Source organism: Paenibacillus segetis, from assembly GCF_014639155.1.
GTDB classification, from domain to species: domain Bacteria; phylum Bacillota; class Bacilli; order Paenibacillales; family Paenibacillaceae; genus Fontibacillus; species Fontibacillus segetis.
In genome coordinates this window covers 2,436,160-2,450,084 of sequence record NZ_BMFT01000001.1, presented here as the reverse complement: position 1 = coordinate 2,450,084, position 13,925 = coordinate 2,436,160, and the positions used below count along the sequence as shown (strand labels likewise).

The 13,925-nt window shown below is 40.4% G+C and carries 14 protein-coding genes; 13 read left to right on the top strand and 1 reads right to left on the bottom strand.

The window, feature by feature from the left end:
- Window positions 1-2: 2 nt before the first annotated feature.
- The 13 genes from IEW05_RS11405 to IEW05_RS11345 all read left to right on the top strand — a co-directional run bounded on the left by IEW05_RS11405 (window position 3) and on the right by IEW05_RS11345 (window position 12,746).
- Window positions 3-1,085 (top strand): winged helix DNA-binding domain-containing protein, encoded by a 1,083-nt coding sequence (locus tag IEW05_RS11405; protein WP_229753343.1) that lies wholly within the window; start codon window positions 3-5, stop codon window positions 1,083-1,085.
- A gap of 48 nt (window positions 1,086-1,133) precedes the next feature.
- Window positions 1,134-2,675, top strand: coding sequence for a tetratricopeptide repeat protein (locus IEW05_RS11400; protein WP_188538769.1), 1,542 nt, complete (start codon window positions 1,134-1,136; stop codon window positions 2,673-2,675).
- A gap of 276 nt (window positions 2,676-2,951) precedes the next feature.
- Complete coding sequence (locus IEW05_RS11395; RefSeq protein ID WP_188538767.1) at window positions 2,952-3,527, top strand: dihydrofolate reductase family protein; 576 nt, start codon at window positions 2,952-2,954, stop codon at window positions 3,525-3,527.
- 241 nt (window positions 3,528-3,768) lie between these two features.
- Window positions 3,769-3,912, top strand: a complete 144-nt coding sequence (locus IEW05_RS11390) for a hypothetical protein (protein ID WP_188538765.1) — start codon at window positions 3,769-3,771, stop codon at window positions 3,910-3,912.
- Window positions 3,913-4,100: 188 nt separating this feature from the next.
- Complete coding sequence (locus IEW05_RS11385; RefSeq protein WP_188538764.1) at window positions 4,101-4,562, top strand: DUF4362 domain-containing protein; 462 nt, start codon at window positions 4,101-4,103, stop codon at window positions 4,560-4,562.
- A gap of 76 nt (window positions 4,563-4,638) precedes the next feature.
- Window positions 4,639-6,126: a stalk domain-containing protein gene (locus IEW05_RS11380; RefSeq protein WP_188538762.1), complete on the top strand. Its 1,488-nt coding sequence runs from the start codon at window positions 4,639-4,641 to the stop codon at window positions 6,124-6,126.
- 67 nt (window positions 6,127-6,193) lie between these two features.
- Window positions 6,194-6,493: a hypothetical protein gene (locus IEW05_RS11375; protein ID WP_194434117.1), complete on the top strand. Its 300-nt coding sequence runs from the start codon at window positions 6,194-6,196 to the stop codon at window positions 6,491-6,493.
- Between the two features lie 150 nt (window positions 6,494-6,643).
- Window positions 6,644-7,324, top strand: a complete 681-nt coding sequence (locus tag IEW05_RS11370) for a response regulator transcription factor (RefSeq protein WP_188538758.1) — start codon at window positions 6,644-6,646, stop codon at window positions 7,322-7,324.
- Entirely contained in the window at window positions 7,299-8,285 is a 987-nt protein-coding gene (locus IEW05_RS11365) for a sensor histidine kinase (RefSeq protein ID WP_188538756.1), read from the top strand. Before IEW05_RS11370 ends, IEW05_RS11365 begins: the two co-directional genes overlap by 26 nt.
- A 78-nt stretch (window positions 8,286-8,363) precedes the next feature.
- Window positions 8,364-9,122 carry an ABC transporter ATP-binding protein gene (locus tag IEW05_RS11360; RefSeq protein ID WP_188538754.1) on the top strand — a complete coding sequence of 253 codons (759 nt, stop codon included), beginning with the start codon at window positions 8,364-8,366 and terminating at the stop codon, window positions 9,120-9,122.
- Complete coding sequence (locus IEW05_RS11355; RefSeq protein WP_188538752.1) at window positions 9,119-11,188, top strand: FtsX-like permease family protein; 2,070 nt, start codon at window positions 9,119-9,121, stop codon at window positions 11,186-11,188. Before IEW05_RS11360 ends, IEW05_RS11355 begins: the two co-directional genes overlap by 4 nt.
- Window positions 11,189-11,337: 149 nt before the next feature.
- Window positions 11,338-12,102 carry a MerR family transcriptional regulator gene (locus IEW05_RS11350; RefSeq protein ID WP_188538750.1) on the top strand — a complete coding sequence of 255 codons (765 nt, stop codon included), beginning with the start codon at window positions 11,338-11,340 and terminating at the stop codon, window positions 12,100-12,102.
- The gene (locus tag IEW05_RS11345) at window positions 12,099-12,746 is read left to right on the top strand and encodes a GNAT family N-acetyltransferase (RefSeq protein WP_188538748.1); all 648 of its coding nucleotides are present in this window, start codon (window positions 12,099-12,101) and stop codon (window positions 12,744-12,746) included. The genes IEW05_RS11350 and IEW05_RS11345 overlap by 4 nt, the downstream gene beginning before the upstream one ends.
- Window positions 12,747-12,952: 206 nt before the next feature.
- Here IEW05_RS11345 and IEW05_RS11340 read toward each other — a convergent pair whose 3' ends face one another.
- A complete protein-coding gene (locus IEW05_RS11340) occupies window positions 12,953-13,852 on the bottom strand; it encodes a M23 family metallopeptidase (RefSeq protein ID WP_229753342.1) in 900 nt (299 codons plus the stop codon).
- Window positions 13,853-13,925 lie beyond the last annotated feature (73 nt).

Here is a 13,925-nt window from a genome sequence, read left to right as displayed (position 1 = left end):
TGATGAACGAGGTTATTGCTGAGCGTCGCTTAAATAATCAGTGTATTGCCAATTCGATGATCAATAAGCCTGAACAAGTCGTTCAAGAACTTGTTGCGATGCAGGCACAGGAATATATGCAGGCAGTTTGGGCTATAGGACTACGTACATCATCTTCGACATTAGCGGATATTGAGCAAGCAATAGCTGAGCGGAAAATTGTTCTAACATGGGCACTACGTGGTACGATACATTTTGTTCCGCCAGAAGATGTGAAATGGCTGATACAGCTTTCGGCTTCTCGAGTCATGGGGCAAGGGCAGAAAAGGCTAACACAGCTTGGAGTAGATGATCAAACTTTAATGCGTTGCAGAGAGATTATTTATGAAGCATTGAAGGGTCATCAGCAGATAACCCGCTCTGATTTGCTTCAATTGCTGGAGCAAGTAGGTATCAATACAACTGGACAACGTGGTTATACAATATTATGGAACTTAACTTATCAAGGGTTGATCTGTTTTGGACCTAAGATGGGTAAACAACAGACTTTTGTCTTGCTTGATGAGTGGGTTCCGGAAGCACGAGAGTTAACGTTAGAGGAATCCATAGCGGAGCTTGCACTGCGGTACTTCACGGCACATGGACCTTCAACGGTTCAAGATTTCGCTTGGTGGTCAGGTATCACACTAACCGATGCTAGAATGGGCCTTGAGGAAGTTAAAGGTCAGCTCCACTTTGAACAATTAAATGGAAGTCAGTATTGGATGTCCAGAGAAGTATCAAAGACACAAATGTTAGAAGATTCTGGAGTCTTTCTGCTTCCAGGATTCGATGAATATATCCTTGGTTATAAAGACCGTAGTGCTGTGCTTTCTCCTGAGTACACGCCCATGATAGTCCCTGGTAACAATGGGGTGTTCCTGCCGACTCTGGTCTCAGGTGGAAAGGTCAAGGGGCTATGGAAAAGAACTATTAAGAGTAAGGGGATTGAGTTTGTGATTACCCCGTTTGAATATATAGGAGATAAAGAAGAGCAAGTGATCATAGCTGCTGAACGTTATGCCACTTTTGTTGGACTTCCCATAACAAAGATCAAATTCGATTAAAGTAAAGAATGAGTTATTTTAGCAATCTTAGAAGGTAGGTTAATTTGAATGACAGATAAAGAGCAGGTCATATACCGGTTCAGTGAATCGCCCATCTGGGAAATGCAGCGCTCCTACTATGAAGACCAGGGACTGAAAGCCTGGTTGAGTGAAGAAGTGCCGCAATATATCACGAATAATCCGATGATTGCTACTTCATATGCAGAAATAATATTTGGATTTCTTCAAGATCGAGCTAGGTTAGGTCATACAACGGAACCCGTCATCATTCTTGAGCTTGGCGCGGGCTCAGGCCGTTTAGCTTTTCATGTGTTGAAAGAACTATGCGAGTTAAGAGATGAAGCGGTGGTTATTCAACTACCTCCTTTTTGCTATTGCATGAGTGATTTTGCCTTGAAAAATATCACTTTTTGGCAGCAACACCGTAGTCTCAAGCCTTTTGTTGATCAAGGTATTTTAGACTTTGCTCACTTTGATGCTACCCATGATACAGAGCTAACCTTAACAGAGACAGGCACCATTATACGAAGGGGAGACTTACAACAACCTCTGCTGGTCATAGCGAATTATTTCTTTGATAGTATTCCGCAAGAATTGATCTATGTAGGTGATGGTAAAATCCATGAGTGCAAGATATCTCTTCAATATCCTGATGAAGTAAGCGAACTTAGTCCATCTGAATTATTAGAAAGAGTCATACCCGAGTACCATTATCTGAGGGCAGATGAATATGAGCAGGAATCATATCCTTACCGAGATATTATCCAGTTGTATCAACATCGGTTAGAGGATTCACATATTCTTTTTCCAGCTATGGGGTTGGACTGTTTAGAAAGACTGGGACAGCTGTCACAGGATGGTTTTCTTATGCTTACAGCGGACAAAGGTGATCACAGGATAGAGAACTGGGAATTTGCTGAGCCTCCTGAACTCATTCATCACGGCAGCTTTTCGTTAACAGCGAACTACCATGCGATTCAAGCGTATTTTGAACATAAGGGAGCCTTAACTTTTTTCACTCCTCATCATTATAAAAACTTAAACGTTGGCTGCATGCTGATGCTTCAAGATCCGATGTGTTATACTCATTCACGCCTTGCTTATCGGCGATTCGTTAATCGCTTTGGACCGGATGATTTTTTCACGATAAAGGAATGGTTTGAAGCGCATTTGGATCAAATGGAATTGCGTCAGATTCTTTCCTTATGGAGATTGGGCCGCTATGATACTGAATTGTTCATAAGAAGTGCTGATCGAATGCTGAACTTACTTCCAACAAGTGATGATGAAGAGTTGGCTGATCTCCAAGCGGGGATCCACTTGATGTGGACGGGCTACTATCCGATGGGGGAGAAGCATGACTTGGCAGTAAACTGTGGCATGTTGCTGTTCGAAATGGATCAATATGAGGCTTCACTAGAATTCTTTGAACGTTCACAGCTGGATCAAGCTGGTGCGGATGTTCTCTATAATATGGCGATTTGCTATGATGAGACTGGGAATGAAGAACTTGTCCGAGATTATGTGTATCAAGCTTTGGCTAAAGATCCACATCATGAAGGTGCTTTATCCCTTAAGTCAACTTTATAGAGGTAAATTACTTTAATGAAGTCGATCAAAATGGTGAACATATGGGAGTGAGAATATTTTAACTGTGGGGCTACCGCCCCTTGCCTATCATATGGATAATCATGAAATAAGCGCAGACAACAAACGCCCCAGCCTAAGATAAGAGCTATCTAAGGCTGGGCGTTTCGTGAATACAAGAACGTTATAAGAAATCAACGTAAAAACTCCATCCTAATTTTAATTATGCAAAAATGAAGTATAATGTGGATATCCCTCATAAACAAAGGAGAACTGAAAATGAGAAAACTCGTTCTATTTCTGCACGCATCGCTTGACGGTTTTGTAGAAGGGCCGAACGGTGAAATGGACATTGGCTGGGTTTCCTACGATGCTGATTTGGAGAAACACGCGAAAGACATTCTGAGTACTGCCGACACTGTCATTTGGGGACGTGGGACTTATCAGATGATGTACAGTTACTGGCCATCTGTGCCTTCTAACCCATCAGCTTCACAGCATGAACTGAATCATGCCGAGTGGATCGAAAAGACAGCCAAAATCGTTTTTTCCACGACGCTGGAGAAAGTCGAATGGAACAATTCCAGACTGGTGACAGAAGATGTCGAGGAAGAGATCAAGAATCTCAAACAGCAGCCAGGCAAGGATATGGTCATCCTCGGCAGTCCTAGGTTGGCACACTACCTTATGCAGCTTGATTTAATAGATGAGTACAAAATTACGGTTTCTCCCGTCCTGATCGGCAGCGGGTTGCCGTTATTTCAAGGTCTTAAGGAGAAGATCAATCTTAAACTTATCGAAAACAAGACATTTGATTCAGGAGCCATAGGCCTCGTTTACCAGACGGTTAGATGACCTTGTCTCCTAAAGTAGATTACGCTAACGGTGAACGATAATTAAATTGAGTAGGTATTTCGAAGAAGGCACTGACATCTTATAACACCGCATTCAAGCATCGGGACTGACGGCCACTCGGTCCGCAAGAAGCATCTTCTTAGAAGTATATTCAGCGGACAACCTCCTACGGAGGGGCGTGAATGCGAGTGAATGGAATTTGGATAGAGATTACACTGTACTATTCAGATGGATCAAGACGATGGAGTATGTATTTACACCAGAGCGTTTACATAATAATTTATCCAGAGTAATTATAGATCCACCAAATGATATAGAAAGAGTGTTAAGAGTTTTCGATGAAGAAGAAAAATTAATAGAAGCATCAATGGCCTACCCTGAGTAATTCAAAGAGGTCAGCAACATCATCTAACACTATATTCACGCTGTGGGGCTACCGCCACTTGTATCATATGTATAATCATGGAAAAAGAACAGACAACAAATGACCCAGCCTAAGATAAGAACTATCTAAGTGCTGGGTCGTTTCGTGAATACAGAATCGTTCACCGGAGTGTGAAATTGGAGGTGTCTATGAAATTACTATATCCCTTCTTACTTTTTGCTTTATTCCTGACAGGATGTAACTCATATAACTCATATTCATCCGAGGAAGCTAAGAAAAACGGTGATATTATTACTGGTCCTCCAGGTGAAATAAACTTTGAAAAAATCGATAAGTTCATAGAAGACATAAAAAAAGATGTTGAAAGTAAGATCAGAATAACTAGTTATACTGAAGAAGGAGATCCAATTCTAAATGATTTAATATACAAAAATGGCATAATTGAATATACCTACGATAGTTCAAGAGATAAATATGGTGGCAAAGATAAGGGGAAATATAAAACTCAATGCAAGAAGATTGAAACAAGAGAAATTACAGGAATGAGCGAAAGAGATAGGACTGAATATATATTGATTGGATGTAATGAAATCATAGGAATACATGATTCAGATAAGGACGAAATTTATATATTAAATAAATGGAAGTGACTGTTACCGTTTGAAGAAGAAGAGTCTCTAAAAACATGTTATTATATACAAATATATACCAAAGTATGGAGGGATCATGTTGTCATTATTCAGTAGGATAGGCAAGCTGTTGATCACGATTCTGGTTGTCGGAAGTTGTGCCTTAATAAGTGGAGAAGGGGTGTTCGCTGCTACTTCAACAGTTCCGGTTCCGGTAAATGTTGCAGGTGGAGACGGACACGGTATTGCTGCATGGAGTGATGGCACTGTGACAGGCTGGGGTTACAACAAATACGGACAAGTCGGAGACGGAACAAGTATTCATCAATTTGTTCCGAAGCGAATTGACGGATTAGCTAATATTGTTCAGGTTGCCGCAGCTCGTGATATCTCATTTGCATTGAGTAAGGATGGGGAAGTATGGGCATGGGGAGATGGCTATTCTCCTTATGTAAGTGGAGATGTTGTCTTACAGTACCAGAAACGTGGTCTCCCCGTCAAAATGGATGGATTAGAGCAGGTTTCTAATATAGATACAAACGGGTTTGCTGGAGTAGCTGTGCATAACGATGGGACAGCAACTTTATGGTACCCGACACATGATCCCACGGATCCCATGACGGTGACCACCAAATATGTATCTTTAAAAGGGGTTTCAAATGCAAGTTCAGCGGTAATTCTAGACTATACCGTGCTGATTCTTGACTGTGATGGAAAGGTTAGTTCATTAAGCATATATAATACCGTTTACGGGAGATATCGTTCTGAGAACGAACTACCCGCTGTACAACCTATCCGGTCCTCGATTTCCACTATCGTGTCTTCCGGGAGAGATGCATTCTTACTCAACAAGAATGGCACGGTATCGCTCTGGAATGAAGAAAGTAAGAAAACGGCGACGATTAGTGGATTTACAGGAATATCTAATATTCAAACAGGTTATAAACGTTTGTATGCTCTTAACAGTAACGGTTCGATTTGGCAGTGGAACTACAACGCAGGAACTAAGGCTAAACCATTCCAAGTTAAAAGTCTTAGCAACATAGCTGATATATGGGGAAGCACGGGACAATTTGGCTATGCGTTGCGTAAGGATGGTAAGCTTATGGCCTGGGGGGATGGATATTATACTGGAATGGCTACGGGTAGCGGTTCTCCAACTATTGATAAGGGAAAGGAGACTGCTTATGCGGTGAATGTCCAGACACCTCTTTCATGGACTGTTAAGGGGCAAAGCATCAGCTTCTACGGAACTTCGGGTATCATAAATGGAAAGCTCTATGTACCATTTACAAGTGTATTTGAAGCACTTGGTGTTAAGATTTCTTCCAAATCTGAACTAGATCCCAAACAAAACGGACGCTCGACTTCAATCAAGACATTTGCTTATGAGGACAAAACACTGGTGATTAAGGGAGGCAGTCCAGCGGAAGTGTTATTGAATGGTAAGAATACGGGTCAAACCGTGAACATTCAAGTCATGTCCAATACGACAATGTACCCACTTGAAACCATCTGTGAACAATTGGGTATAAGTTTACAGTGGAACAAAACAACTGGTGAAGTTGTGCTCGGCGGTGCTTAAGTATTGGAACAAGTAATAAATAAATATTAGGTGCGGAGGAAATAAATTGTCTAGGTTGTTAATCGTGATGGGTCAAATATTTATAGGGTTGGGAGTTCTTTTAGGCCTGATTTTCGGTTTTATTGATGGATTTCAATTTATAGCTGCCCTCTCATGGTTTGTCCCTGGCATTATTTCAGGTATCTTATTTATTGCTTTTGGAATGATGTATGAGTTGTTGGAAGAAAACAATGCTTTTCTTAGAGAATTACTGAATCGGACAAATGTCGAAACATCAAATTCTCCACCAGCTAAGTCTAAGTCATTAGGGAAATCCAAATCCTCTTTAAGTTCATTAAGTGGATATAAAATGAGTTCGCACGAATAAGACATGTAAATGACCGTTCGGGAGAAGGAATACCCAGGCGGTCATTTTTTTGTATTGACTAAGGGGGGCAGATTGATCACTGCTCTTCCTAATTTTTCAAGTTATAATAAGGCGTATAATGCCAAAACGACAGGAGTATGGTCATAACTCATGGACAAAATACTTGTAATTGAAGATGATCTGAAACTGCAGAAGTATATCAAAGACTATTTGCAGGCTTACGATTTTGAGGTAGAGATGGTCAAGGATTTCAATAGGATCGTCCAGCAGGTTGAAGAGAGTAACCCCCATTTAATTCTGCTCGATATTAATCTTCCAACCTTTGATGGGTTCTATTATTTGCGAGTTTTACGAAAAAAGTTCCATATGCCGATTATCATTCTTTCCGCACGTAGTGATGAGGGAGAACAAATCCGCGGCATGGAGTTTGGTGCGGACGACTATGTCACGAAACCTTTCAGTATAGGGATACTCTTAGCGAAAATAAACGCAGTGCTCAGACGTACTAACCATCGCGAGGAGGAATCCAACTTTGTGCTGGGTAGCCTTAAACTGCTTAACGACAGTATGAAGCTTCAGTATAAAGACCTGAACATGGACTTAAGCAAAAATGAGTATCGGCTGATGAACATGTTCATGAAGCGGGCAGGCGAAGTCATTTCCCGTGAAGAACTACTGGAAGCGTTATGGGATGAACAAATGTTTGTCGATGACAATACCTTAACGGTAAATATCACCCGGATCAAAAAGAAACTGAACGAGCATGGGATTCCTATCGTAATTTCAACCAAACGGGGTGTGGGCTATGTCTTTGATCCAACGGATTGTTAATCTGCTGCACCTAAAACAAGGAATGATCACTGTCTACATCTTGAACACGATGATTCTTGTTTTCGTGTCTTATCAGTACCATGGTGTCAAAGATATTCTGTATCCGATCGGCGTCAGCTTATTTATTTTGTTTGTATACTTACTGATCGCAGCCGTTGGATATCACAAGTTTACAGATAAATTGGCAGAATCTAAGGTTAGCCCGCAAATCGAAGTGGATGATACTAATGTGCAGGACAAGCTCATTTTCAGTACGATCAACGAGATACATGAGCAATATAACGCAACAATATTCAAACAGAGCAGCTCCGTTAAAGAAAGAAACACCTTGTTCTCCCAGTGGATTCACAATATGAAAGTATCCATTTCGATTATCGGGCTGGCTTCAGAGCAAGGTTCGCAAGAAGCTATAGAAGATATCAAAGAAGAGAACAACAAATTGATGCAGAACCTGGAAGAATGTTTAAACGTCCTCAGACTAGACGATTTTTCGCGTGATTATATGCCGGAGAGGGTAAATCTGTATCAGCTTGTCATCAAGGTCATCAACGGTAAAAAACGGGATTTTATTTATAAAGGTGTGTATCCGAAAGTCTACATAGATGAAGTATTAGAAGTCTACACGGATGAGAAATGGTGTGGATATATGATAGAGCAAATGTTGTCTAATGCGATTAAATACAGCGATAAAGATCAACAGGTGACTATTCGCAGTGAAGTGCAAGAAGATCATATTCTTCTGAACATTCAAGACAACGGTATTGGGATCCATCAGGAGGATTTACCGCGGGTATTTGATCCTTTTTTCACAGGTAGGAATGGTAGAGACAACCGTTCCGCAACTGGGATCGGCTTATATATGGTGAAGTACATAGCACATAAATTAGGACACAAGGTCAGCATTGATTCGCAAAAAGGAGTGGGAACGGAGGTCACCCTTTCTTTCCTTTCAGAAGTGTAAGGTTATGAAAGGGAATTGCATTCATGATCAAGTATTTCTCTTTTATACTTCTCTTATCAGGTTATGGGGGGAATCAAAATGGATGTAATTACTATAAATCATCTGGTGAAAGTGTATAACGGGTATAAAGGGGTCAAGGGAATTACCGCGATTGATGAAATGAGCTTAACTGTGGAGAAAGGTGACTTTGTCGGGATTATGGGGCCCAGCGGAAGCGGAAAAACAACGTTACTAAACATTTTGTCGGGAGTCGACAAAGCAACTTCAGGTGAGGTTATCATCGATGGACAAGATATTACGAAGTTATCTAAGGATCAGATGGCACTGTTCAGGAGAGAGCGAATCGGATATATTTTTCAGGATTTCAACTTACTAGACAGCTTGACGCTTAAGGAGAACATTGCGCTGCCTCTTATTTTAGACAAGAAAAGTCCGAAAGAAATAGAGGACAAGCTTACACCATTAATGCAGTTCTTGGGGATTGATGATCTGAAAGATAAGTATCCGTTCCATATCTCTGGTGGTCAGAAACAAAGAGTGGCGGCAGCGCGTGCGATCGCTAATGAGCCCGCTGTTATTTTTGCGGACGAGCCTACCGGTAATCTAGATTCCAAGTCAGCTAACAATCTTATGAGTACCATGTCATCCTTAAATGACAAGTTAAACAGTACGATTCTCATGGTCTCCCATGATCCTTTTGCAGCATCGTTTTGCAAACGAATTGTGTTCATTAAAGACGGCAACGTTGAAATGGAAATGAGGTCGTCAGGGGATCGGAAGTTGTTCTTTGATAAGATTCTGGAAGCGCAAAGCGTGATTGGAGGAGAGAGAGCATGACCTTCTCTTCCATTGTTCGTAAGAACCTCTTTTATAATATAAAAAAATATGTATCTCTTTATTTTGTAAATACGCTTATTGTTGCGATTTTGTTCATGTTTGGTAGCTTGCTATATAATTCGGATATCATGCGGCAGGTCGGAGAGACTACGCTTTATGAAATCGTGTCTTTGGCTCTGATTGGGGTCGTGTTATTCTCCATTGTGTTCATTACATACAGTAATGTTTCTTTTTTGAAATACAGAGGTAAAGAGTTTGGGATGTACATGACCTTTGGTATGACGACAAAAAATATTATTAAGATGTTGTTTCTCGAAAATGTGGTCATCGTCGCGATCTCATTGGTAAGTGGGCTTATCTTAGGGGGCGTATTCGGGAATTTGTTCTATATGGGATTAAATCAAATATTGCATGAAAATCCAATTGGTTTCGAATTAAATGGGCAGAGCCTGTTGTTAAGTAGTGGGATATTCTTGGTTATCTTTGGGTGTAACTTTATATTTAATATGCTCTATATTCGGAAAATATCGATCTCTGAAGTATTTCAAGCTTCAAGTAAAAAAGGGATTGGTAAAAGTAGCATTGTATTAGGTATCGTTGCAAGTATCCTTTTCACAGTATCCGCAATTCTCCTGCCGAAGATTTTACTTGGAGGCTTGTTCAATGGGAACTCGAACGTAGTCGGAATACTTGTCACTCTGACCTTTGTGTGCCCTTATGTCATCATTGGGACATTGATTGTGGTCATCAAGGCGGTGCTGAAACGGTTCAAGCGAACGTACAACAACAATCTCATTGTCATGTCCAATCTATCTCATCGATTCATTTCATATAAAACGACCCTTTATCTCGTTACCTTGCTAATTGCAGGTGCGCTTTTTTTTATCGGTATGACTTACTCCATGTACGCGACAAGTAAAGATGAGAATGATCGGGAAACCCCTTTTGACGTGATGTTTGTGGAAACGAACCATTTCAACCAACTGGATGACCATGAGGTGGAGAACCTGTTGATTGGAAAGGGTATAACCTTAAATCAGAACAGCACCTTGGAATTTGTGGAAATTCCTGAGTTTCGGGACTATAAAGGGAATTGGGTACTCTGGGATACGGTTTCGATGATTATCAGCAAGAGTCATTTCAACGGGTATATGGGGACTAAGGTGGATCTTTCACCAAACCAAGCATTATTCGTAAGGACATATGAGGAAAAACAAAAATTCGAAATGCCGGATACGATCCTGCCCGTCATGAGTTCGGATCAGATCGAGGATAAGCTTTGGAATCACATGAGTAAAGAAGAATTGTTACAGGCTTTAGATGGATATCCTATCACGGAGTATAAGTCCGAGAATATTTCGGAAGCTAACGAACCATTTATCAACTACGTGAGGACAGCGGGTAAGTATTTTGGACAAGCCCTTGTCGTAGATGACACGGTGTATGAACAGATCAAGAGCGGTGTAAGTGAAGAACAAGTGAAAAAGGTACATTTGCTGAAAGGGAATTTCAATGAAGAAGGCTTTCATACTTTGGTAAATGCCTTGCAGGAGCGGAACGGATTGGATTCCTCTTATTGGAACAATTACACACAAAGTGCTGTGGATTCGGTAGACGTGGAAAGAGGAGAGTTAGAAGATTTAAAGCCTGTCTACAAGGTTGAACTGCTGGAAGGCAAGCTGGAATCCAAAGGAACGATATTCTTTATCATGCTCTTCCTTGGGGCTTTGTTCGTGATTGCTTCTGGTGTGGTATTGTTTCACAAAGTATTATCCGATATTGATGAACAGAAGGAGAGTATGCTCTCGCTGAAGAGAATCGGAGTTACTTCGGTAGAATTAAAGAAGATCGTATCCAAAGAGCTAGCCATTGTATTCTTCCTGCCAACTGTCTTAGGTCTAGGACTGGGACTCTATTATTTTTATACCGTGTTCAGTAATCAGACGATCATTCTGCAACTACTTGGACAAGCCGGTTTGGTGGCGTTACTCTTTTTGGTGCTTCAAATCGCATTTTACTTTAGTAGCCGTAGAAAGTATTTTTCTGAGTTGGGGAAGTACTTATAATTTCAAAAGATAGCTACTTGGGCATCACCGTGTAGTACGGTTGATGTCTATTTTTTTGTTGACTGTAAAATTATTTTAAATAACTCTTTACCTTAGGTCAGACCTAAGGTTTATAGTGATAATATAAATTAAAAGATGGGAGCATCGTAATGAACGAGTACATCACAATTAGTGAGCTTTCTAAGCTAATGAGCGTTTCGGTTCATCAAATTCGATATTTTGAAGAAATGGGAGTTCTTTATCCTGCGTATACGGATACAAATCAATACCGTATGTATGGCATTCCTGAAATCTATCAACTGTCTCATGTGTTGCTGCTCCGCAAACTTAATATTCCGGTTGGGCAAATTAAAGAGTCTGTCATGTCTTATTCTACCGAAGATTATCGTGGGCTTTTAAAATCTTCTTTGATAGATATTGAATCTGAAATTGATCGACTAATTCATCTGAAACAATTTATACAGAGAACTCTATTTGAGCATAATGAAACGCAACATGATCCCTTTGGAGATTATGAATTTAAATATCTTAATACTCGATTCATGAACCAATGGATTAAATTCGGCCTTGAAGAACCAATTAACGCGAGAAATCTGTATGACAATCGGGGACACTTAACGAATCTGTTCGAATCTGACCTACATTATTTATATAGGGAAGAAAATGTTACCTTGTGTTTTGAAGCAAATGAATTAACAAGTGTATGTTTGGAAGAGGGGAAATACCTCACGAAGAGGTTCCTTGTAACCGAAGAAGACGATATTTTACGAGAAATCGACAAGCTTAGGGAGGTGCAAAAGGAATGTCAATATACATTCATTGGTGAAACTATCTTAATTGAACGATCTTATCTGTCCATGTTTAGCAACCATGACCTTCTCTATGAAATCCAAGTAAAGGTAGGTGTGGAATGAGTATGCGAGATATTAGTATTGTTCCGTATCACAAGGAAGACTACGATAGTATTTGCCGCCTTTTAGTGGAGTCATTTCAAGGGAAGTTTCATTCGCTGGTCACATTAGATGATGAGGATATGATCGAATTACTGAGCAAAACTTGGTTAAATGGATATGAAGGTGCATCAGAGAATCAAATGGTAGTTAAAGAAAATGGGGAGATGATCGGCACGATATTTTTGAAATGGAGAGATCAAGATCCAACCCCGAGGACAACGACGACAAATTTAAGTTATACGACTCTATATAAACAATTTGGGTTCTTTAATGTATGTAAATTCCTACTTGGGATGGGAATGCTACAGTACCAACCTAAGCAGAAGGAATGTTATATTGAGCACATTGCCATTCATTCTAAATATCGCAATCAGGGGATCGGTAAACTGGTTCTTGCTTGGGCTAAGGATTTCTATCAGCATTCCAAGTTTGAGCAATTAACTTTATTTGTGTCCGCTAAGAATCCCGCTGCGATTCATTTGTATGAACACGCTGGATTCCGTATTGAAGCAACAAAATACAATGCAGTAAGACATTTTTTCTTTCAAGAGCCTTATTGGCATTACATGACCTGGAGGGACGAGACGAGTGAAAAAACGTACTAAATATGTACTAACAGCAGCTGTAATAATACGGAGCTTGTGTATCGACACCATTTGAATTCAAATCAATTATTCGTATCTATGCTAACCGATGTAGATCATTCCATGATTACAATGCGGATAGCAACATCAGAATTACGCACCACTTTTAAGACCATTTTCTCCCACATACATCTTATTGATGTTAGTTATTTGAATGACTCAATTTGTTAGTCAGGTGGAGCTGTAATATTCACCACAGTCCCCTTTACTGGCATAGGATCCGTATCTGTACTTTTAAAGTAAAGAGGAAGCCCTTCCGCTAAAATCGGATGGAGAGCCTTAATGGGATTTTGGCGTTGATGATGAATGTGCAAATGGGGTTCCGAAGTTGAACCACTATTTCCGACCCGACCAAGTACATCTCCTGTATTTACATGATCTCCAACCTTTACTGTAACACTATCCTGTTTAAGATGGTTGAGTAATAAGTAGGTTCCGGTCTCCTCAAGTTGGAGATATACGTGGTTTCCTTCCATAGAATGTATATCTTCGGTTCCTGGTACTATATCGGGTTCGTTGTCGTAAGCAGCTATTATGGTTCCTGAAGTGGGTGAAAGAACTTCTTTACTCCAGATGCCATAATCTTCTAAGTTGGTACTCCCTGTATTATAAGGTTCCATGACTAAATCGTATGCCCAGCGTTCAGACGGCCATATCGCGTGAGGCAAGTTGGAATGAATAGAATCACCACCCCAGCCAACCACGGTTTGTTCAGCTAACGGCCAATTCACAGTGACTGAAGGTTGCACTTGTTGAATACGGGACGGATACGGAAGTTGGGCGATATTCATCGTCAATACAAGGTGCAGTGTTAAGATCGTACATACAAGCAAACCTATAAGTGTGTTATTGATCTTCTTCTTGTTGAAAAAAAGAATGATGAGTAGAGTCAGATTCAATAGAATACCTGCCAATCCCAAAAAGGGAAATACTAATTTAAGCGCAAACCAGGCATATGCCCCTGGTAAGCCAGTAATCCCATAGACAACGATCCATGTTATAACAATGAGGGCGATAAGCGAAATATTAATAATTTTGTATCTCCTAGGTTTTTTATCGTTTTTCATGGGCAGCTCCAATTCGTCAGTATGTAGATGTTCTCCCTTGATATGACGATTCATATTGAAGAAGCCCTGCATT

Coding starts and splice junctions, on each gene's coding strand:
- IEW05_RS11405 (WP_229753343.1), top strand. CDS start 3: ATGAACGAGGTTATTGCTGAGCGTCGCTTAAATAATCAGTGTATTGCC.
- IEW05_RS11400 (WP_188538769.1), top strand. CDS start 1,134: ATGACAGATAAAGAGCAGGTCATATACCGGTTCAGTGAATCGCCCATC.
- IEW05_RS11395 (WP_188538767.1), top strand. CDS start 2,952: ATGAGAAAACTCGTTCTATTTCTGCACGCATCGCTTGACGGTTTTGTA.
- IEW05_RS11390 (WP_188538765.1), top strand. CDS start 3,769: ATGGAGTATGTATTTACACCAGAGCGTTTACATAATAATTTATCCAGA.
- IEW05_RS11385 (WP_188538764.1), top strand. CDS start 4,101: ATGAAATTACTATATCCCTTCTTACTTTTTGCTTTATTCCTGACAGGA.
- IEW05_RS11380 (WP_188538762.1), top strand. CDS start 4,639: ATGTTGTCATTATTCAGTAGGATAGGCAAGCTGTTGATCACGATTCTG.
- IEW05_RS11375 (WP_194434117.1), top strand. CDS start 6,194: ATGGGTCAAATATTTATAGGGTTGGGAGTTCTTTTAGGCCTGATTTTC.
- IEW05_RS11370 (WP_188538758.1), top strand. CDS start 6,644: ATGGACAAAATACTTGTAATTGAAGATGATCTGAAACTGCAGAAGTAT.
- IEW05_RS11365 (WP_188538756.1), top strand. CDS start 7,299: ATGTCTTTGATCCAACGGATTGTTAATCTGCTGCACCTAAAACAAGGA.
- IEW05_RS11360 (WP_188538754.1), top strand. CDS start 8,364: ATGGATGTAATTACTATAAATCATCTGGTGAAAGTGTATAACGGGTAT.
- IEW05_RS11355 (WP_188538752.1), top strand. CDS start 9,119: ATGACCTTCTCTTCCATTGTTCGTAAGAACCTCTTTTATAATATAAAA.
- IEW05_RS11350 (WP_188538750.1), top strand. CDS start 11,338: ATGAACGAGTACATCACAATTAGTGAGCTTTCTAAGCTAATGAGCGTT.
- IEW05_RS11345 (WP_188538748.1), top strand. CDS start 12,099: ATGAGTATGCGAGATATTAGTATTGTTCCGTATCACAAGGAAGACTAC.
- IEW05_RS11340 (WP_229753342.1), bottom strand. CDS start 13,852: ATGAAAAACGATAAAAAACCTAGGAGATACAAAATTATTAATATTTCG.